Source organism: Streptomyces phaeofaciens, from assembly GCF_014648915.1.
GTDB lineage: Bacteria > Actinomycetota > Actinomycetes > Streptomycetales > Streptomycetaceae > Streptomyces > Streptomyces phaeofaciens.
The window spans coordinates 249,711-268,152 of record NZ_BMSA01000002.1 but is presented as its reverse complement, the minus strand read 5'-3'; the positions used below and the strand labels follow the sequence as shown (position 1 = coordinate 268,152).

The following is an 18,442-nucleotide window of genomic DNA, read 5'->3' as shown; positions in this document are numbered from 1 at the left end:
TCTGAGGGGGTCCGTTCATGCGGACCCTCAGGCTTCCCCGGGCCGTACATATATGCACGTTCAGGTCACACGGGTGGGTGCACTTTGCCGTGGATCGCGCCGAAAGGCGTGGTCATGCGTACACTGCGCGGCCTTCATCCGCATGATTCAGGCCAAGCGGCTCTTTGTCCTCTCTTGACCTGCACATGCCATGCGCTCACGATGAGCGGCACCCGTACCGCCGCACAGCAAGCGCACAGCACGTCGCACGGAAGCAGCACCACCCCCCACACTTCCCCTCCCCACAAGGAGATCTCATGCGACTTCGCATCCGCGGCTCAGGCTCCGGCGCCACAAGCGCCCGCGGCGGCAGAAGGTCCGCCGCCCTCGCCGCCCTGCTGGCCCTGGCCCTCGCGGCACCACTGACGGCCACGGCCACCGACGCCGCCGCGGGCAGCGCCTCGAAGCCGACGGCCTCCGCCGACGACATCCGTCAGTACGAGATCCGGATCCACCACAGCACCCCGCAGATGCGCACCGCGATCGCGGCGTCCGGGGTGAGCGTCGACGAGGCCGACGAGGAGACCGTCGTCGTCTCGGGCCGCGCCGACCAGATCACGAAGCTGCGCTCCCAGGGGTACGAGGTGTCCCTGCTGGGCTCCGCGCCGAACCGGGTCGCCGAGGACGAGGTGCGGCTGTTCGACTTCCCCTCCGCCGACTCCCGCTACCACAACTACGCGGAGATGACGGCGGAGATCGACCAGCGCATCGCGGCCTACCCGGGCATCATGAGCAAGCGGGTGATCGGAAAGTCGTACCAGGGCCGGGACATCGTCGCCGTCAAGATCAGTGACAACGTCGCCACCGACGAGGCCGAGCCGGAGGTGCTGTTCACCCACCACCAGCACGCCCGCGAGCACCTCACCGTGGAGATGGCGCTCTATCTGATCCGTGAACTCGGCGCGGGCTACGGCTCCGACTCCCGCGTCACCAGCATGGTGAACGGCCGCGAGATCTGGATCGTCCCCGACCTCAACCCGGACGGCGGCGAGTACGACATCGCCACCGGCTCCTACCGCTCATGGCGCAAGAACCGCCAGCCCAACTCGGGTTCCTCCGCCGTCGGTACGGACCTCAACCGCAACTGGGCCTACCGGTGGGGCTGCTGCGGCGGTTCCTCGGGCTCGACGTCGTCGGAGACCTACCGGGGCACGGCCGCCGAGTCCGCGCCCGAGGTGAAGGTCGTCGCCGACTTCGTGCGCAGCCGGGTCGTCGGCGGCAAGCAGCAGATCACCGCCGGGATCGACTTCCACACGTACAGCCAGCTGGTGCTGTGGCCCTTCGGGTACACCACCGCCGACACGACCACCGGGATGACGGCCGACGACCGCAACGCGTTCGCCACCATCGGGCGGGCGATGGCCGCGAGCAACGGCTACACGCCGGAGCAGGCGAGCGACCTGTACATCACGGACGGGTCGATCGACGACTATCTCTGGGGCTCGCACAAGATCTTCTCGTACACCTTCGAGATGTACCCGGGATCGGCGTCCGGGGGTGGGTTCTACCCGCCCGACGAGGTCATCGAGCGGGAGACGGCCCGTAACAAGGACGCGGTGCTGCAACTCCTGGAGAACGCCGACTGCATGTACCGGTCCATCGGCAAGCAGGCCCAGTACTGCGCCTAGTCCTTGTCGGCGACGTCCTTCTCGGCGACGTCCGTCTCCGTGACGTCCTCGGCCTCGTCCTCGGCGCCCCCTTCTTCGAAGTAGGCGTCGAGGACCGCGTCCAGCTGGTCCTCCCACTCCTTGAAGCGGCTCCTGGCCGTCGCCTCGATCTCGATCGGGTACCAACGGCGGTCAGGGGTGTGCACCGTGATGGTGAATCGCTTGCCGAACCGCGGCGCCTCCGTCTCGACGGCGCCGATCTCGTCCCAGCGGAACTCGCACGCCTCCTCGTCGAGTCGGAGACGGACGCCCCTGGCGTCGGCGCTGATCCGCGCGCGGCGGTCGGATGCCTCGAAGACGGGGCCGTCCGACGACTCGTCCTCGGCGGGGGACTCCTCCGCCGGGGCCGACGCCTCCTCGGACCCGACGCCCTCGGCGTCCTCGGCGTCCTCGGCGGGCGCCTTGTCCTCCGGCTCCGCGGTCACGGGCGACGTGAGCCCGGGGATGAATGCCGGGTCGAATCCGGCGCCCTCCAGGGGCTGGCTGCTCGAACCTATGCGCTGCTCCACAGCGGGCAGTATGGTCGAAGATCCTGTGCCGGACACAGCCAGCCCCAACTTCGTTATGAGACGCCTACACGAACAGGCTCAATCCGGCCGCCGTCACGAACCCCACCACCGACAGCACCGTCTCCAGGACGGTCCACGTCTTCAGGGTGTCGCGTTCGCTGATGCCGAAGTACTTGGCGACCATCCAGAAGCCTCCGTCGTTGACGTGCGAGGCGAAGATGGAACCCGCCGAGATGGCCATGATGACGAGGGCCACGAAGGCCTGGGAGTGGTCGCCGGCGGCGAGCAGCGGGGCCACGATGCCCGCCGTCGTCACGATCGCCACGGTCGCCGAGCCCTGGGCGATCCGCAGCACCACCGAGATCAGGTAGGAGAGGACGATCACCGGCAGGCCCACGTCGTTGAAGGTGTCCGACAGGGCCTGGGCCACACCGCTCGCCTTGAGGACGGCACCGAAGACGCCGCCCGCGCCGACCACGAGCAGGATGTTGCCGACCGGCTTGAGCGAGGCCGTCGACACCGTTTCCAGGGACTTGCGGGACCAGCCGCGCCGGATGCCGAGCAGGTAGTAGGCGAGCAGCAGGGCGAGGGTGAGCGCCACGAAGGGGCTGCCGAAGAACTCGACGATCGAGCGCAGGGTGGAGGGGTCCAGGGCGATCGAGGAGAACGTGGCGGCCAGGATCAGCAGCAGCGGCGTACCGATGATGCCGAGGACGGTGCCGAGGGGCACCGGGTCCTCGCGGGGTACGACACCCTGTGCCCGCTGTTCCTCGACGACGGCCCGCCGGGCCTCCGCCGCCGCCTCGGCCATGTCCTGCGGTACGGCGACGAAGATGCGGCGGCCGATCCACGCGGAGAACACCCACGCGGCCAGTACCGCCGGGACACCGCAGACCACGCCCATGAGGATGACCCAGCCGAGGTCCACGTGGAGCAGGCCGGCGGCCGCGACCGGGCCGGGGTGCGGGGGCAGGAACGCGTGGGTCATGGACAGGCCCGCCAGCAGCGGCAGGCAGTACAGCAGGATCGACCGGCCGCCCCGCTTGGCGGCCGCGTAGACGATCGGCGCGAGGACGAAGATGCCGACGTCGAAGAAGACCGGGATGCCGAAGACCAGGCCGGTCAGACCCATCGCGAGGGGGGCGCGCTTCTCGCCGAACACGCCGAGCAGCCGGGACGCGAGCACCTCGGCGCCACCGCTGACCTCAAGGATCGCGCCGAGCATCGTGCCCAGGCCGATGATGATCGCGACATGGCCGAGGATGCCGCCCATGCCGGACTCGATGGTGGAGACGGCGTCCGAGCGCTGGACGGTGCCGAAGAGTTCGGTGACGGACAGTCCGGCGAGCAGGCCGACGGCTATGGAGACCGCGAGGAGGGCCACGAAGGGCTGGATCCTGACCTTGATGATCAGGAAGAGCAGGAGGGCGATGCCGAGGGCGGCGACCGTCAGCAGTCCTGCGGTGCCGTCGATCAGGAGGAGCAGGCCGCCGGTGTGGGGTGGGGTCACGGCGGGGGCGGATGCTGCGAGGGAGTGGGGCAACGGGGGGTCCTCTGCGTGGGTGCATACAGCTTTCGGGCAGGGCGGATCGCGGTACGGCGCCGCTGGGGGCGCCGTACCGTCGTGCGGTGTGCGGGAGTTGATGAACCGTCGGCCGACCGACGTCGGTCGGCCGACGTCAGTGGACCGACGTCAGTGGACCGACGTCAGTGGACCGATGCCGGCGGACCGGTGCCGGCGGACCGGTGCCGGTGGCCCGGAGTCTGCGGGCCGGGTCAGCCGAGGACGGCGAGTGCGTCGATCTCGACGAGGAGTCCGGCGGGCAGTCCGACGTAGACCGTGGTGCGGGCGGCGGGCGGGGCGGTGAGGGCCTGCTCCTCGAAGTACGCGTTGTAGATCGCGTTCATCTCCGCGAAGTGGGCCGTGTCCGTCAGGTAGACGCGGATCATCATCACGTCGTCCCAGGAGGCGCCGCCCTCCTCCAGGATCGCCTTGACGTTGGCGAGGGTCTGGAGGGTCTGCTCGCGCAGGGTGGGGCCGGCGGGCGTGGGCGGCCTGCCCTCCTCGGCGGGCAGGAAGCCGACCTGGCCGGCGACCTGGAGGATGTTGCCCTTGCGGACCCCGTGGGAGAACTTCGCGGGCGGTGCGGTGTGGGTCTTCGGGGTGAGCGCGGTCTTCTCGGTCATGCTGTACCTATCCCTCGGGGGCTTCCTTGATCGGGGTCCTGCCGGAGTACTCGCCGCTGATGGTGTCCGCCGTACGGCGCACCAGCGGGAGCAGCGTGAGGAGTTCGTCGGCGGTGACGACGACGTTCGGCGCGGAGACCGACATCGCGGCGACCACCCGGCCGTCGGCGCCCCGGATCGGTGCGGCGACGCAGTTGATGGACTCCTCGTGGCCGCCGAGGTCGGTGGCCCAGCCCTGTTCTCGGACCTTCTCCAGCTCCCGCAGGAAGGCGGGGGCGTTGGGGGTGGAGCGGGCCGTGTAGAGGGGGTAGTCGAGCTTCTCGGCGACCGCCCGCCGTTCGCCCTCGGGCAGGTCGGCCAGGAGCAGCTTGGCGACGGCGGCGACGGTGATGGCGACGGGCTTGCCGATGCGGGAGTACATCCGCACCGGGTAGCGGCTCTCCACCTTGTCGATGTAGAGCACCTCGCCCTCCTCGTGCACGGCGAGGTGGACGGTGTGTCCGCACCGCTCGTTGAGCCGGGCGAGGTGGGGGTGGGCGATCTCGCGGATGTCGAGGTTCTCCATCGCCTCCTGGGCGAGGGCGAAGAGGCGGGCGCCGAGGCGGTAGCGCTGGTCGGACTGGCGGTAGACCAGGCCGTGTTCGTGCAGGGTGCGCAGCAGCCGCAGGGCCGTCGACTTGTGGACGCCGAGGCGGTCGGCGACCTGGCCGAGGTCGGCGGGTCCCTCGGCGAGCAGGGGCAGGATGCTCAGGGCGCGGTCGACGGTCTGGCTCATGGGGTGCGTACCTCCTCGGTGGCCGGCGCGGCCTGGGTCCAGCCGGGGCCGAGTCGAAGTCTCCCCCACGCGGTGTCGTCGAGGGCGGCCAGCCGGTCGGCGTGGTCGCGGGAAGGGGGGACGGCGAGGTCGCCGGGGGCGGTGAGGGCGGCGGCGGCCATCAGATGACCGTGCCGCAGCCGGTCGCGCACGGGCAGCCCGCGCAGGGTCGCGGAGAGGAAGCCGGCGGCGAAGGCGTCCCCGGCGCCGACGGCGGCGACGACGTCGACCCGCGGGGCGGGCATGTGCAGGGCGGTGCCCCGGTCGAAGACGGTCGCCCCGCGCGCGCCCTGTTTGACGACGAGCACCTCGGGGTCGGGGAACGCGGTCCGTACGGCGTCGACGCCGTCCAGGCCCCACACCTCGGCGGCCTCGTCCTCGCCGACGAACACCAGGTCGGCGCCGCGGGCCAGTTCGAGCAGCACCTGGGGGCTGTTGCCGTCGGTCCACAGGCGGGGGCGGTGGTTGACGTCGAAGGAGACGAGGGGCCGCCCGGGCCGGGGGGCCATGAGCGTGCGCAGCAGGCGGAGACAGTCCGCGGAGAGGGCCGCGGTGATCCCGGTGAGGTGCAGCACCCGTGCGGCCCGTACGGCGTCGAGGGGGACGGTGTCCACGGACATCGCGGAGGCGGCGGACCCGGCGCGGTAGTAGGCCACCTCGTGGGCGTCGGTGGACCGGTCGCCGGCGGTGCGGAAGTAGACGCCGGTGGGGCGGGCGGGGTCCCGGGAGACGGACGCCACGTCGACGCCGTACGCGCCGACGGTCTCGACGAGGTGGTCGCCGAAGCCGTCGGCGCCGACCCGGCTGACCCAGCGGGCCGGGTGCCCGGCGGCCGCGAGGGCGCACACCACGTTGGACTCGGCGCCGCCGATGGCCCGCTCGAAGGAGGGCACGTCGGCGAGGCGGCCGGGCCGGGAGGGCAGGAAGGTGACCATGGACTCGCCGAGCGCGACGACGTCCACCACGTCGATGACGTCCGGGGCGTTGCGGGGTCCGGTGGCGGTCACGATCGTCGTAGCTCCCAGCGTCGGGCGGGGCCGTTGACCCCGCGTTGGCCGAGATGTTAGACAGCCGTAAGCGATATACGCAATGGACGTTGCAGTTGTTGCAACGCTCCTGATCAGGAGGTTCCATGAGCACCGAGGCACTCGCCCGACTCGCCGAGGAACGTGTCGACCACCGCTTCAAGGGCCTCCCCCCGGACGCCGACGGCCTCACGGTCGGCGAACTGGCCGCCCAGCGCCGCAACCTCTTCACCGACGGCTTCGCCACCCCCGTCCTCGCGCTCTCCGCGGAGCGCCTGGAGCACAACCTGCGGCTCATGGAGACGTACGCGACCCGGCACGGGCTGGCCTTCGCCCCGCACGGCAAGACCTCCATGGCCCCGCAGCTCTTCCAGCGGCAGATCGACCGCGGCGCGTGGGGCATCACCCTCGCGGTCCCGCACCAGGTGCGGGTGGCGCGGGCGTTCGGGGTGAAGCGGATCTTCCTCGCCAACGAACTGGTCGACGAGGCGGCCCTGCGCTGGATCTCCGGCCGGCTGGACGCCGACCCGGAGTTCCGGCTCGTCTGTTACGTCGACTCCGTGCGCGGCGTGGAGCTGATGGACGCGGCGCTGCGCGGGGCGGCCCGGCCGGTGGACGTCGTCGTCGAGCTGGCCGCAGGCGAGGGGGCGCGCACCGGGGTGCGGACCGAGAAGGAGTGCGCGGCGGTCGCCGACGCGGTGGCCGCCGCACCGACCCTGCGGCTGGTGGGGGTCGCCGGGTACGAGGGCGAGGTGCCGGGCGCCGACGCGGAGCGGGTGCACGCCTGGCTGCGCCGGCTGGTCGCGCTCGCCGTCGACCTCGACCGGGCGGGACGGTTCGCGGGCCTGGACGAGATCGTGGTCAGCGCGGGCGGCTCCGCCTGGTTCGACGCGGTCGCCGACGTCTTCGCCGCGATCCCCGAACTCTCCCTGCCCGTCCTGAAGCTGCTGCGTTCGGGTGCCTACGTCTCGCACGACGACGGGCACTACCGCAAGCTGACCCCGTTCAACCGGGTGCCGGAGGAGGGCGCCCTGGAGCCGGCCTTCCGGCTGTGGACCCAGGTGGTCTCCCGCCCCACCCCCGAGCAGGCGTTCGTCAACGCGGGCAAGCGCGACGCGGCCTACGACCTGGATCTGCCCTTCGCCCAGGTGATCCGGCGCGGCGGCACGGAGCGCCCGGCCACCGGTGTGTCCGTCACCGCCCTGTCCGACCAGCACGCCTGGCTGCGCACCCTGCCCGAGGCGGATCTGGAGGTCGGCGACTGGGTGGGCCTGGGCCTGTCCCATCCGTGCACGTCGTTCGACAAGTGGCCGCTGATCCCGGTAGCCGAGGCGGACGGCACGGTCGTCGACTACATCCGTACGTTCTTCTGAGCGGGAGGCAGGGCATGGAAGACCTCGTCGTCCGGGACGCGGACGTCGTCGACGGCAGCGGCGCGGACTCCTACCGCGCGGACGTGGTGATCGACGGCGGGCGGATCGTCTCGATCGTGAAGGAGGCGGCCGCGGCCGGCTGCCAGCGGCCGAAGGCCGTCCGGGAACTGGACGCCGAGGGGCTGGTCCTCGCCCCCGGCTTCATCGACATGCACGCCCACAGCGACCTCGCCCTGCTGCGCGACCCGGACCACAGCGCGAAGGCCGCGCAGGGCGTGACCCTTGAAGTCCTGGGCCAGGACGGGCTGTCGTACGCGCCCGTCGACGACGCCACGCTCGAAGGGGTCCGCCGGGCCGTCACCGGCTGGAACGGGTACGGCGACGACATCGACTTCGACTGGCGGTCGGTGGGCGAGTACCTGGACCGGCTGGACCGCGGCATCGCCGTCAACGCGGCCTACCTGATCCCCCAGGGCACGGTCCGGGCGCTCGTCGTCGGCTGGGAGGACCGTCCGGCCACGCCCCGGGAACTGGACCGGATGCGGGAGCTGGTCGCGCAGGGCCTGGAGCAGGGGGCCGTCGGCCTGTCCTCCGGACTGACCTACACCCCCGGGATGTACGCACCGGACGCCGAACTCACCGAACTGTGCCGGGTGGTGGCGGCGTACGGCGGCTACTACTGCCCGCACCACCGCTCGTACGGCGCGGGCGCGCTGGAGGCGTACGCGGAGATGGTGGCGCTGACCCGGGAGGCGGGCTGCCCGCTCCATCTCGCCCACGCCACCATGAACTTCGGCGTGAACGAGGGCCGGGCCCCCGAGCTGCTCGCCCTGCTGGACAAGGCGCTGGACACCGGCGCGGACATCACCCTGGACACCTATCCGTACACCCCCGGCTGCACCACGCTGGCGGCGCTGCTGCCGAGCTGGGCGAGCGAGGGCGGCCCCGGGGAGATCCTGCGCCGCCTCGCGGACGAGGAGATCGCCGAGCGCGTCCGGTACGACCTGGAGGTGACCGGCGCGGACGGCTGTCACGGGGTGCCCGTCGACTGGCGGACGATCGAGATCTCGGGCGTGGCGGACCCGGCGCTGGGCGACTTCGTGGGCCGTACGGTCCATGAGTCGGCGTCCCTGCGCGGGGAGAGCCCCTGGACGACGGCCCGCGAGCTGCTCCTGGCGGACCGGCTCGGCCCGACGATCCTCCAGCACGTGGGCCACGAGGAGAACGTCCGGACCATCATGCGCCACCGGGTCCACACGGGCGGCTCCGACGGCCTCCTTCAGGGCGCCAAGCCGCACCCGCGCGCGTACGGCACGTTCCCGCACTATCTCGGGCGGTACGTACGGGAGCTGGGGGTGCTGTCGCTTCAGGAGTGCGTCGCGCACCTCACCGGCCGCCCGGCGGCCCGGCTGCGGCTGCCCGACCGGGGCCTGGTCCGTGAGGGGTACCGCGCCGACCTGGTCCTCCTCGACCCGGCGACGGTGGCGGCGGGTTCGACGTACGACGCCCCGCGCACCCTGCCGACGGGCATCCCGCACGTCCTGGTCGACGGCCGGTTCGTGATCGAGGACGGCCGGCGCACGGACGTCCTGGCGGGGCGGGCGGTCCGTCGCAGTCCCGTGTGACGGAACGCCCCCCGCGTCGCCGTTACGGCTTCGGCAGGGCGCAGCCGCTCGCACTCAGGCTGAGCTGGTTGCCGGTGGTGAAGCAGGCCGGGATCAGATACGTCTCCTGGGCGTAGTTGATGCCCTGCCGGACCGTGACGTTGCCGCTCGCGTCGACCTCGCACGGGTTGTTCACGGTGCAGCTCGCGCCGTCCTCGTTGCCGGTGTTGTTGACGGCGACGACCTTGCCGGTGGACTGGTCGATCACCGGCGAGCCGGAGGTGCCGCCGATGGTGTTGCAGGCGGAGGTGTAGCGGACCGAGTCCTTCCAGGTCCAGTCACCCTCCTTCAGGCGGTACACGAAGGCGTCGATGTTGCAGTTGTAGAGCCTCTTCCAGTAGCCGGACGCCACGGTGATGGCGGTACCGGCGGTGGGGTGCGTGTCCTGCACGGTCAGCGCGGTGATCCCGTACGAGTTCTTGATCGTCGCGTAGGTACTGGTGAGCTGGTAGATCGAGACGTCCGTGTCGGTCATCGTCGCGTAGGCGAGCTTGCTCGCGCGCAGCGTGGCGACCCGGGTGCCGGAGGAGTTGAGCAGTCCGAAGGTCCGGGTGGAGGTCTGGTTGGTGAGCACCTCGCCCGGGTCCAGGAAGCCCGAGGTCAGACAGTGGCCGTTGCTGAGCACCAGGGCCGGGTCGGTGTCCAGGGAGTTCGGGAAGCGGACGACCGATCCGGAGCAGTTGCTGAGCGCGACGGTCCCGGCGAGGCTGACGGCCTGGAGCGTGGGCGCGGCCGCCTTGGTCTCGGTGGTGGAGGCGCTCACGGGCGCCGCGACCGCGGGTGCCGCGCCCGCCCCGGCGATGGCCAGGGCGATGAACACGGCGACGAGAGGCTTTCTCATGTGGGGGTCCCCTCTGACGACAGGGCGACCGGAGATCTTCCGGCCGCCCGTTGATTTGTCATGCGCATTGTTAGTGCCGCGGGGAAAGAGATCAAGGGTCTGTTTTCGGCCGTGGGAGGGCGCCGAAGACGCCCCTCCGCGAAGAGAAGACGCCCCTCCCTGGAAGAGGTGCGGCGGAATCGGGCCGTCCGGCGCCGGCGGCCGCGGCCCTCGCCCCCGCGGCTCCGCCAGGCGAGGCCGGCCCCCGCGGGGATAACCTGGAGAGGACTCTCCGCGCCCGTCGAACCCGCCCCCATCAGGTCGGCCAGGGCGGCCGCACCGCGATCCGTCGCACTCGGCAGGTCCGCTCCCGGCGCGTGTCGCGCCCCGTCGACAGAGGCCGCCGCCCGCCCGTCGTCGTGAGGGAGACCGGCTCCCATGGACCTCAACACCATCACCGAAGTCGTCCGGCGGCCGTCCGACCGGCCGGGCGCCGACTGGCGCGAAGGCGACGCCTGGCTCGCGGGCGGAACCTGGCTGTTCTCCGCCGAGCAGCCCGGCCTGCGCCGGCTCGTCGACCTGACGGCGCTGGACTGGGAGCCCCTCGTCCCCGGCGACGAGGGCCTGGAGATCGGGGCGACGTGCACCGTCCGCGACCTGTACGCCTTCGTGCCGCCGGACGACTGGAGGGCGGGCCCCCTCCTCGCCACGTGCTGCGAGGCCTTCCTGTCCTCGTTCAAGGTCTGGAACGCGGCGACCGTCGGCGGCAACATCTGCATGTCCCTGCCCGCCGGCCCCATGATCACGCTGACGGTCGCGCTCGAGGCGCAGTACGAACTCTGGGCTCCCGACGGGTCCACGCGCATCGTCGACGCCCTCGGCTTCGTGACCGGGAACCACCGAAACGTCCTCGCTCCCGGGGAGATCCTGCGGCGGGTCAGGATTCCGGCACGCGCCCTGCGCGGACACACCGCGCACCGTCGCTTCTCACTGACCCGCCTGGGCCGTTCGACGGTGTTCCTGATCGGCACGAGCGCGCCGGAACGGGGCGACCTGCTGCTCACCGTCACGGCCGGCACCACCCGGCCCGTACGCCTCGCCTTCGACACGATGCCCGATGCCCGGACCCTGCGGGAGAGTGTCGACGCCCTCCCCGCCGCCCTCTGGTTCGCCGATCCCAACGGGACCCCCGGCCACCGCCGCCATCTGACACGGCACTTCGCCGAAGAGATTCGTCGCGCACTCATGACGGGGGACCCGGCATGACCTGCACCGTGAACGGCAGGACCTTCCACGAGGAACCGGCACCCGGCCAGTGCCTGCGCACCTTCCTTCGCTCGCTCGGCCACCACGGCGTCAAGAAGGGGTGCGACGCGGGCGATTGCGGTGCCTGCACGGTGTGGCTCGACGGCGATCCGGTGCACAGCTGCATCACCCCCGCCTTCCGCGCCGACGGTCGTGACGTGACCACGATCGAGGGCCTGGGATCACCGGGCGACCTGCATCCGGTGCAACGGCGGTTCCGTGACGCCCCGGGGTTCCAGTGCGGATTCTGCACCGCGGGGATGATCATGACGGCGGCGGCACTGACCGAGGCCCAGCGAGCCGACCTGCCGCGGGCGCTGAAGGGCAACCTCTGCCGCTGCACCGGCTACCGGGCGATCGAGGACGCCGTGCGGGGCGTCGTCGGCGTGGAGGCGGCCGCGCCGGGAAAGGCCGTCGGGACAAGCGTCGGCGCGCCGGCGGCCGACGAGGTGGTGACCGGTCGCGCCGAGTTCACGATGGACACCCGCATCGACGGCATGCTGCACCTCAAGGTGCTGCACTCCCCGCACGCGCACGCCCGGATCGTGTCCGTCGACAAGACCGCCGCGCTCGCGGTTCCCGGCGTGCACCGGGTCTACACCTGGCGGGACGTGCCGCGCAGATCCTTCACCACGGCGATCCACAGCGACCATCTCGTCGATCCGGACGACACCTTCATCCTCGACGACACGGTCCGCTTCGTGGGCCAGCGCGTCGTCGCGGTCCTGGCCGACACGGTCGGGGCGGCGGAGGAGGGCTGCCGGAGGGTCGCCGTGGAGTACGAGGTGCTGCCGGCGGTGTTCGACCCCGAGGCGGCGATGGCGGAGGGCGCACCCCAGCTGCACGGCACGGACGATCCGTTCGTCCGCGATCCCGCCCACAACATCCTGCTCGAGGTGCACGCGCACATCGGTGACGTCGAAGCGGGGTTCGCCGAGGCCGACGTGATCCACGAAGGCACGTACTCCTCGCCCCGGGTGCAGCACGCCCATCTGGAGACCCACGGCTCGATCGCCTGGATGGAGAACGGCCGCCTGAACGTCCGCACCAGTTCGCAGTCGCCGTCGATCGCGAAGGTCAAACTCGCCCATCTGTTCGCACTGCGCCCGGACCAGCTCCGCGTGTTCTGCCGGCGGGTCGGCGGCGGCTTCGGCGGCAAACAGGAGGTGATCTCGGAGGATCTGGCCGCGCTCGCGGCCCTGGACACCGGACGGCCCGTCTGCTTCGAGTACACCCGCGAGGAGGAGTTCACCACCGCCTCGCCACGCCATCCGATGACGTTGACGGTCAAGCTCGGCGCGAAGGCGGACGGAACCCTCACGGCGGTCCAGGTCCGCAATGTGTCCAACACCGGCGCCTACGGCAACCACGGCGGCGAAACGCTCTACGCGGGCGGCGCCGCCGTCATGATCTACCGCTGCCCCCACAAGAAGTACGACGCCTGCTCCGTCTATACCAACACCGTTCCCAGCGGGGCGCTGCGCGGATACGGGATGACGCAGCCGGCGTTCGCCGTGGAGTCGGCGATGGACGAACTGGCGCGCGCGTTGCACCTCGATCCGCTCGCCCTGCGCCGCCGGAACATCGTGCGGCCGGGTGACCCGCTCGTCGCCCTGCACGACGGCCCCGACGACGTGTCCTTCACCGAGGACGGCCTCGCACAGTGCATCGACCTGGTGGACGCCGCCCTGGCCCGCACCGCCGACCAGCCGTCCCCCGGCCCCGGGTGGCTCGTCGGGACCGGCGTGGCGAGTTCACTGCACGAGACCGCGCCGCCGACCGAGCACCTCTCCGAGGCCTGGGTCACGCTCGGCGACGACCTCGTGTACGAACTGGCCGTCGGAACGGTCGAGTTCGGCGAGGGCACGTCGACCGCGCATGTCCAGATCGCCGCCCAGCAGCTGGGGACGACGCCGGCCCGGATCCGCCTGGTGCAGTCCGACACCGACCGCACGGGATTCGACACCGGCGCGTTCGCCAGTGCGGGACTGTTCGTGGCGGGCAACGCGGTGCTGCGAGCCGCGGGAGCCGTACGCGACCGCGTCCTGGAGTACGCCGCCGCGCACACCGGGGTCCATCTCGTGATGTGCGCGATGGACGACGACGAGGTCGTCTGCGGCGACCGGCGGGTGCCGCTGGCCGAACTCGTCACGTCCGCCCGGGCGCGCGGAATCCGGTTCACCGCCGCCCGCAAGGCCTACGGTTCCCCCCGCAGCGTCCTGTCCAATACGCAGGGGTTCCGCATCGCCGTCCATCCGGTGACGGGTGAGATCCGCATCCTGCACAGCGTCCAGGCGACCGACGCCGCCGTGGTCATCAACCCCGCCCAGGTCCGCGGCCAGGTGGAGGGCGGTGTCGCCCAGGGGATCGGCTTCGCGCTGACCGAGAACTACCAGGTCGACACGGACGGCGTCATGGTCAATCCGAACCTGCGCAACTACCGTGTCCCCGCCTACGCCGACATCCCCCGCACCGAGCTGCTCCTGGTGTCCTCGACGGATTCGGTCGGCCCCATGCGGTCGAAGGGAATGGCGGAGTGCTGCATCAACCCGGTGGCCCCCGCGCTGGCGAACGCGCTCCATGACGCCACGGGCGTCCGCTTCCGCGCACTGCCCCTGACCCCGGAACGGATCTACGGCCGCCTCGGCGAGAAGCAGTCGATGCCGACGGGCCTGCGGACATGAGCACCGAACAGCGCGAAGGCGCCGCGGCGACGGCCATCATCAGCCAGAAGGTCCTGCCCGGCCGCGAACGCGAGTACGCGAGCTGGCAGAAGAGCGTCAACGCCGCCGCCGCCGACTACGCCGGGTACCTCGGCGCCGAGGTCACCCCGCCGACCTCCGTGCAACCCGAATGGGTCGTCGTGTACCGCTTCGACTCGGTGGCCCACCTCCAGGCGTGGATCAACAGCGCGACCCGGCAGAGTCTGCTCGACATCGGCGACGGGTACCTCGACGGACCCGGAACCCAGCAGGTGGTCAGCGGCGGCACACAGCCGACGGATGCGCTGGTGACCGTGGTGGTCAGCCACCGGGTCCACGCGCGGCACGTCGACGAGTTCCTCGCCTGGCAGCGGCGCATGAGCCAGGAGGAGAGGCGGTTCGAAGGGTTCCGCGGCACCGAGATCTTCCGCCCGGTCGAGGGCGTTCAGGACGAGTGGACCACGCTGTACCGCTTCGACAGCGCCGAGCACCTGGAGGCCTGGCTGACGTCGTCGAAGCGGCAGGAGGTCCTCGCCGAGGGCGAGCGGTTCGACACGTTCAGGCTGCGCACGATCGACAACTCGTTCGGCAGCTGGTTCGCCTTCGAGGAGAACGGCAGGAACGCGCCGCCGCCGTCGGAGACCAAGACCGCCCTCGCGGTCTGGGTCGGCCTGTATCCGACCGTCGTGCTGCTGACACTCGCCCTGTCGCCGCTGGGGATGCCGTTCTGGTTCGGGCTGCTCGTGGGCAACCTGCTGTCGAGCTTCATCATGAGCTTCGTGACGATGCCCTACTACGTGAACCGGCTCCTCGAGCGGTGGCTGCGGCCGGCACCGGACACACCGGCGGCGCGGACCAACCTCTTCGGCCTCGGCGTCGTCGCCGCGGCGACCGTGTTCTGGGGCACCGTGTTCTACCTCGTCACCACCAGGATCTGGACGCTGCCCTGACCGGGGCCGGCCCGCCCCGGCTACCTGGGCCCCTTCGTCCTCCCCCGCCCGTTGCCCTTCCCCGAGCCCGGAGCGGACGTCGTCGCGCTCGCCGCCGGGCCGTCGGTGGCCCCGGCCGACGACGCGGCCGAGGACCCGGCACCGGACGCTTCGGACGGCGTGGCCGCGGAGGACGGCTCCGCGCTCGCGCCGGGCGGCGCGGACGTACGGACGTCCGGGGATCCGGCCGGGACGCTCGCGGACGGGGACCCGGACTCCGGATCCGCCGTGCCGTCGGGTGCCGTGAGGGTGTCTCCCGGCTCGCCCCGCCGCTCCCCCGCCGGGGAACCCGGGCTGCCCGAGGTGAAGGACAGTCCCGCCACCAGCGCGGCCAGGGACACCACCCCCACGGCCCCCGCCGCGGCCACCACCCGGCGGGTGAGCCGTCCGTCCGTCCGCCGGGCCGCCCGGCGGCGGTCCGCGCGGCCGGGCGGGGCGGGCCGGTCCGCCGGGGCCGGCGCGACCCGGGGGAGTTCGGTGGTCTCGTCGTACGCGTTCTGCCAGCCGTGGGCGGCCGCCGGGTCGCTGTAGTGGGTGTACGAGGACGGGTCGGCCTCGGCATACGGGTGATACACGGCCGGGCGTACGCGGGGCACCGCGCCCGGCTCGCCGGCCGCGGCGTTCGTCCCGTTCTCGTGGTCGTCTGGGCTGGACATGGCCGCGGATTGTAGGGACGGGACGGCCGCGGGGACAGCCCTCGGCGAAATCCACCCAAAGTGCACGTCTCACGTGGTGGAAAACACGCCCCACGGAGCGTTACCGCGCCGTAAGCTCCCAGACATGCAGGTGATCCAGTCGACCAAGCTCGCCAACGTCTGTTACGAGATCCGGGGCCCGGTTCTCGAGGAGGCGATGCGCCTGGAGGCGGCGGGGCACCGCATCCTCAAGCTCAACACCGGCAACCCGGCGGCGTTCGGGTTCGAGTGCCCGCCGGAGATCCTGGAGGACATCCTCCGCAACGTCTCCACGGCGCACGGCTACGGCGACGCCAAGGGCCTGCTCGCCGCGCGCCGGGCGGTCGTCATGCACAACCAGACCCTCGGCATCGAGACGGACGTCGAGCACGTCTTCATCGGCAACGGCGTCTCCGAGCTGATCGTGATGGCGATGCAGGGCCTGCTGGACGACGGCGACGAGGTGCTCGTCCCCGCCCCGGACTACCCGCTGTGGACGGCCGCCGTGTCGCTGTCCGGCGGTACGGCCGTCCACTACCGCTGCGACGAGCAGTCCGACTGGATGCCCGACCTCGCCGACGTCGAGCGCAAGGTCACCGACCGCACCAAGGCGATCGTCATCATCAACCCCAACAACCCGACCGGGGCCGTGTACGACGAGGCCATGATCCAGGGGCTGACGGACATCGCCCGCCGGCACAACCTGCTGGTCTGCTCCGACGAGATCTACGACAAGATCCTCTACGACGGCGCCACGCACACCCCGACCGCGAAGGTCGCCCCGGACCTGCTCACCCTCACCTTCAACGGCATGTCGAAGGCGTACCGGGCGGCCGGCTACCGGGTCGGATGGATGGCCGTCTCCGGCCCGCGCGCGCACGCCGACTCCTACATCGAGGGTCTGACGATCCTGGCGAACATGCGCCTGTGCGCGAACATGCCGGGCCAGCACGGCGTGGTGGCCGCGCTCACCGGGCGGCAGTCCATCAACGACCTGGTGCTGCCGGGCGGGCGGCTCAAGGAACAGATGGACACGGCGTACGAGCTGCTGACCCAGATCCCGGGGGTGTCGTGCGTGCGGCCGAAGGGGGCGCTGTACCTCTTCCCGCGTCTGGACCCGACGGTCTTCAAGGTCAAGGACGACCGGCAGATGGTCCTGGACCTGCTGCGCCAGGAGAAGATCATGGTCGTCCAGGGCACCGGCTTCAACTGGCCCGAGCCCGACCACTTCCGGGTGGTGACCCTGCCGACGGCGACGGACCTGCGGGACGCGGTGGGCCGTATCGCCCGCTTCCTGGACGGCTACGGCCAGCCCTGACATCACCCTGCGTGGAGCGGTGGTCCACTCCTGTGAACGGCTCAACTTTAGACGAGATCTAAGCTAGGATGGCTTCCTGTCAGAGCACAGGAGGCCCTCCTCATGTACGAGCCGATCCGCACCCCTTCCTCCCGCAAGGGGTCCGTCCACACGAGGGCCGGCATCACCTCCGACTTCCCCCACCGCACCCGCGAGGAGGAGCTGGACATCCAGCTCGCCGGTCATCTCGCGGCGCTGCTCGCCGTGACCGACGAGCTGCGTGAGCCGGCCCCGTCCGCCGACCTGGACAACGCGGCCGTACGCCTCGCGCAGCAGGTCAGCAGGTTGCGGGGAGGACGGACGCCGGTCCGGTCCGTGACCCCCGGCGGGGACCGTCCCCACCGCACGGCACTGCACGAACGGGCGCACTCCCTCGCGGGCCGCGCCCTGGTCGTCGCCGCGTCCCGCGCGGACACGACGGCGGCGATCCTGGCGGCGCAGCGCATGGACGCGCACGCCGCCGCGCTGGCCGAGGCCGGACTCACGGCCACCGCCGGCTGACCCCTCCCGGGTCCCCGAACGGCCCCGGTCCGCGTGCACCCGCAGCGACGCGCGGACCGGGCGCCATGAACGTCGCCGCCCCCGGGGCGGCTGAGCCGCCCGCCCTGCATTCGGGTGGACCGCGCGCCCCGCACCGCCGCCCGGCCCCGGCTTCCGCACCCCGCCTCGTAACGTCGGCACGGTGAAACGCAGGCAATGGCTGGTGGTGCTCGGCGGTACGGCCACGGCCGCCACCGCACTGATGGCGTGGGCGGTCCATTCCTACGCGACGGCGCCCCCCGAGTCCGGCACCCGGCCGGCGGCGCGGGCGACGGCCCCGAGCGCCGACTCCCTTCTCCAGGCCGGCATCGCGCAACAGAGATACGGCGACCTCGAGGGCGCCGCCCGCACCTACCGGCGCGTGCTGCAACTCGACCCGCGCAACAAGTTCGCCTGGTACAACCTGGGCGTCATCGCCCACGACGACGGCCGGACGGCCGAGGCCCGCAACGCCTACGAGAAGTCCCTGAAGATCGACCCGTCGTTCCAGGCGGCTCTCTTCAACGAGGCACTCCTGCTGAAATCCGGCGACCCCGACCGCGCGATGGGACTCCTGGAACGGGTCATCGGCGTGAGCCCGCAGGACGCCGCCGCCCATCTGCATCTCGGGGAGATCTGGGCGGGCAAGCACCGCGGCCGGGACGCCCTCGACGAGTTCCGACGTGCCGTCGCGGCCGATCCCTCCATCCGCTCCCAGGTACCGGAAGCCTTCCGGAACTCCCTGGGCTCCTCGCCCGAGTAGCCCCTCGGGCCGATCCCCCACGCCTGCCGAGCGCG

16 protein-coding genes are annotated in these 18,442 nt (G+C 71.6%); 9 read left to right on the top strand and 7 right to left on the bottom strand.

Annotated elements, in window-relative coordinates; genetic code table 11:
• Nucleotides 1-296 precede the first annotated feature (296 nt).
• Entirely contained in the window at nucleotides 297-1,667 is a 1,371-nt protein-coding gene (locus tag IE275_RS04710) for a M14 family metallopeptidase (protein WP_189707838.1), read from the top strand.
• Here the strand turns inward: IE275_RS04710 and IE275_RS04705 are convergent.
• The 5 genes from IE275_RS04705 to IE275_RS04685 all read right to left on the bottom strand — a co-directional run bounded on the left by IE275_RS04705 (nucleotide 1,664) and on the right by IE275_RS04685 (nucleotide 6,223).
• Nucleotides 1,664-2,215, bottom strand: a complete 552-nt coding sequence (locus IE275_RS04705) for a hypothetical protein (RefSeq protein ID WP_189707836.1) — start codon at nucleotides 2,213-2,215, stop codon at nucleotides 1,664-1,666. The two genes, IE275_RS04710 and IE275_RS04705, sit on opposite strands and share 4 nt — an antisense overlap.
• 64 nt (nucleotides 2,216-2,279) lie before the next feature.
• Nucleotides 2,280-3,758 (bottom strand): GntP family permease, encoded by a 1,479-nt coding sequence (locus IE275_RS04700; RefSeq protein ID WP_189707834.1) that lies wholly within the window; start codon nucleotides 3,756-3,758, stop codon nucleotides 2,280-2,282.
• A 233-nt stretch (nucleotides 3,759-3,991) separates the two neighbouring features.
• Nucleotides 3,992-4,402: a RidA family protein gene (locus IE275_RS04695; RefSeq protein ID WP_189707831.1), complete on the bottom strand. Its 411-nt coding sequence runs from the start codon at nucleotides 4,400-4,402 to the stop codon at nucleotides 3,992-3,994.
• A 7-nt stretch (nucleotides 4,403-4,409) separates the two neighbouring features.
• Complete coding sequence (locus tag IE275_RS04690; RefSeq protein WP_189707829.1) at nucleotides 4,410-5,177, bottom strand: IclR family transcriptional regulator; 768 nt, start codon at nucleotides 5,175-5,177, stop codon at nucleotides 4,410-4,412.
• On the bottom strand, nucleotides 5,174-6,223 hold the full coding sequence (locus IE275_RS04685; RefSeq protein ID WP_189707828.1) for a sugar kinase: 1,050 nt from the start codon (nucleotides 6,221-6,223) through the stop codon (nucleotides 5,174-5,176). Before IE275_RS04685 ends, IE275_RS04690 begins: the two co-directional genes overlap by 4 nt.
• Before the next feature lie 125 nt (nucleotides 6,224-6,348).
• Between IE275_RS04685 and IE275_RS04680 the strand changes: the two genes are divergently transcribed.
• Nucleotides 6,349-7,614, top strand: a complete 1,266-nt coding sequence (locus tag IE275_RS04680) for an amino acid deaminase (protein WP_189707826.1) — start codon at nucleotides 6,349-6,351, stop codon at nucleotides 7,612-7,614.
• 14 nt (nucleotides 7,615-7,628) lie between these two features.
• Nucleotides 7,629-9,239, top strand: coding sequence for an N-acyl-D-amino-acid deacylase family protein (locus IE275_RS04675; protein WP_189707824.1), 1,611 nt, complete (start codon nucleotides 7,629-7,631; stop codon nucleotides 9,237-9,239).
• A 22-nt stretch (nucleotides 9,240-9,261) separates the two neighbouring features.
• Here the strand turns inward: IE275_RS04675 and IE275_RS04670 are convergent, their stop codons facing one another.
• Nucleotides 9,262-10,119 (bottom strand): S1 family peptidase, encoded by an 858-nt coding sequence (locus tag IE275_RS04670; protein ID WP_189707821.1) that lies wholly within the window; start codon nucleotides 10,117-10,119, stop codon nucleotides 9,262-9,264.
• 417 nt (nucleotides 10,120-10,536) lie between these two features.
• Here IE275_RS04670 and IE275_RS04665 point away from each other — a divergent pair, with 417 nt between their 5' ends.
• From IE275_RS04665 to IE275_RS04655, 3 genes are read left to right on the top strand one after another with little or no spacing between them, the layout of a single operon-like run.
• Nucleotides 10,537-11,364, top strand: coding sequence for an FAD binding domain-containing protein (locus tag IE275_RS04665; protein WP_189707819.1), 828 nt, complete (start codon nucleotides 10,537-10,539; stop codon nucleotides 11,362-11,364).
• The gene (locus tag IE275_RS04660) at nucleotides 11,361-14,087 is read left to right on the top strand and encodes a molybdopterin-dependent oxidoreductase (RefSeq protein WP_189707817.1); all 2,727 of its coding nucleotides are present in this window, start codon (nucleotides 11,361-11,363) and stop codon (nucleotides 14,085-14,087) included. The genes IE275_RS04665 and IE275_RS04660 overlap by 4 nt, the downstream gene beginning before the upstream one ends.
• The gene (locus IE275_RS04655) at nucleotides 14,084-15,055 is read left to right on the top strand and encodes an antibiotic biosynthesis monooxygenase (RefSeq protein WP_189707815.1); all 972 of its coding nucleotides are present in this window, start codon (nucleotides 14,084-14,086) and stop codon (nucleotides 15,053-15,055) included. Before IE275_RS04660 ends, IE275_RS04655 begins: the two co-directional genes overlap by 4 nt.
• A 20-nt stretch (nucleotides 15,056-15,075) precedes the next feature.
• Here the strand turns inward: IE275_RS04655 and IE275_RS04650 are convergent, their stop codons facing one another.
• Nucleotides 15,076-15,750, bottom strand: a complete 675-nt coding sequence (locus IE275_RS04650; protein WP_229870100.1) for a hypothetical protein — start codon at nucleotides 15,748-15,750, stop codon at nucleotides 15,076-15,078.
• Between the two features lie 124 nt (nucleotides 15,751-15,874).
• Between IE275_RS04650 and IE275_RS04645 the strand changes: the two genes are divergently transcribed.
• From IE275_RS04645 to IE275_RS04635, 3 genes are all read left to right on the top strand, one after another.
• Nucleotides 15,875-17,086 (top strand): pyridoxal phosphate-dependent aminotransferase, encoded by a 1,212-nt coding sequence (locus IE275_RS04645; RefSeq protein WP_189707813.1) that lies wholly within the window; start codon nucleotides 15,875-15,877, stop codon nucleotides 17,084-17,086.
• A gap of 102 nt (nucleotides 17,087-17,188) precedes the next feature.
• Nucleotides 17,189-17,626, top strand: coding sequence for an SCO4983 family protein (locus IE275_RS04640; protein WP_189707811.1), 438 nt, complete (start codon nucleotides 17,189-17,191; stop codon nucleotides 17,624-17,626).
• Nucleotides 17,627-17,807: 181 nt separating this feature from the next.
• Nucleotides 17,808-18,407: a tetratricopeptide repeat protein gene (locus IE275_RS04635; RefSeq protein WP_189707809.1), complete on the top strand. Its 600-nt coding sequence runs from the start codon at nucleotides 17,808-17,810 to the stop codon at nucleotides 18,405-18,407.
• Nucleotides 18,408-18,442: the final 35 nt, after the last annotated feature.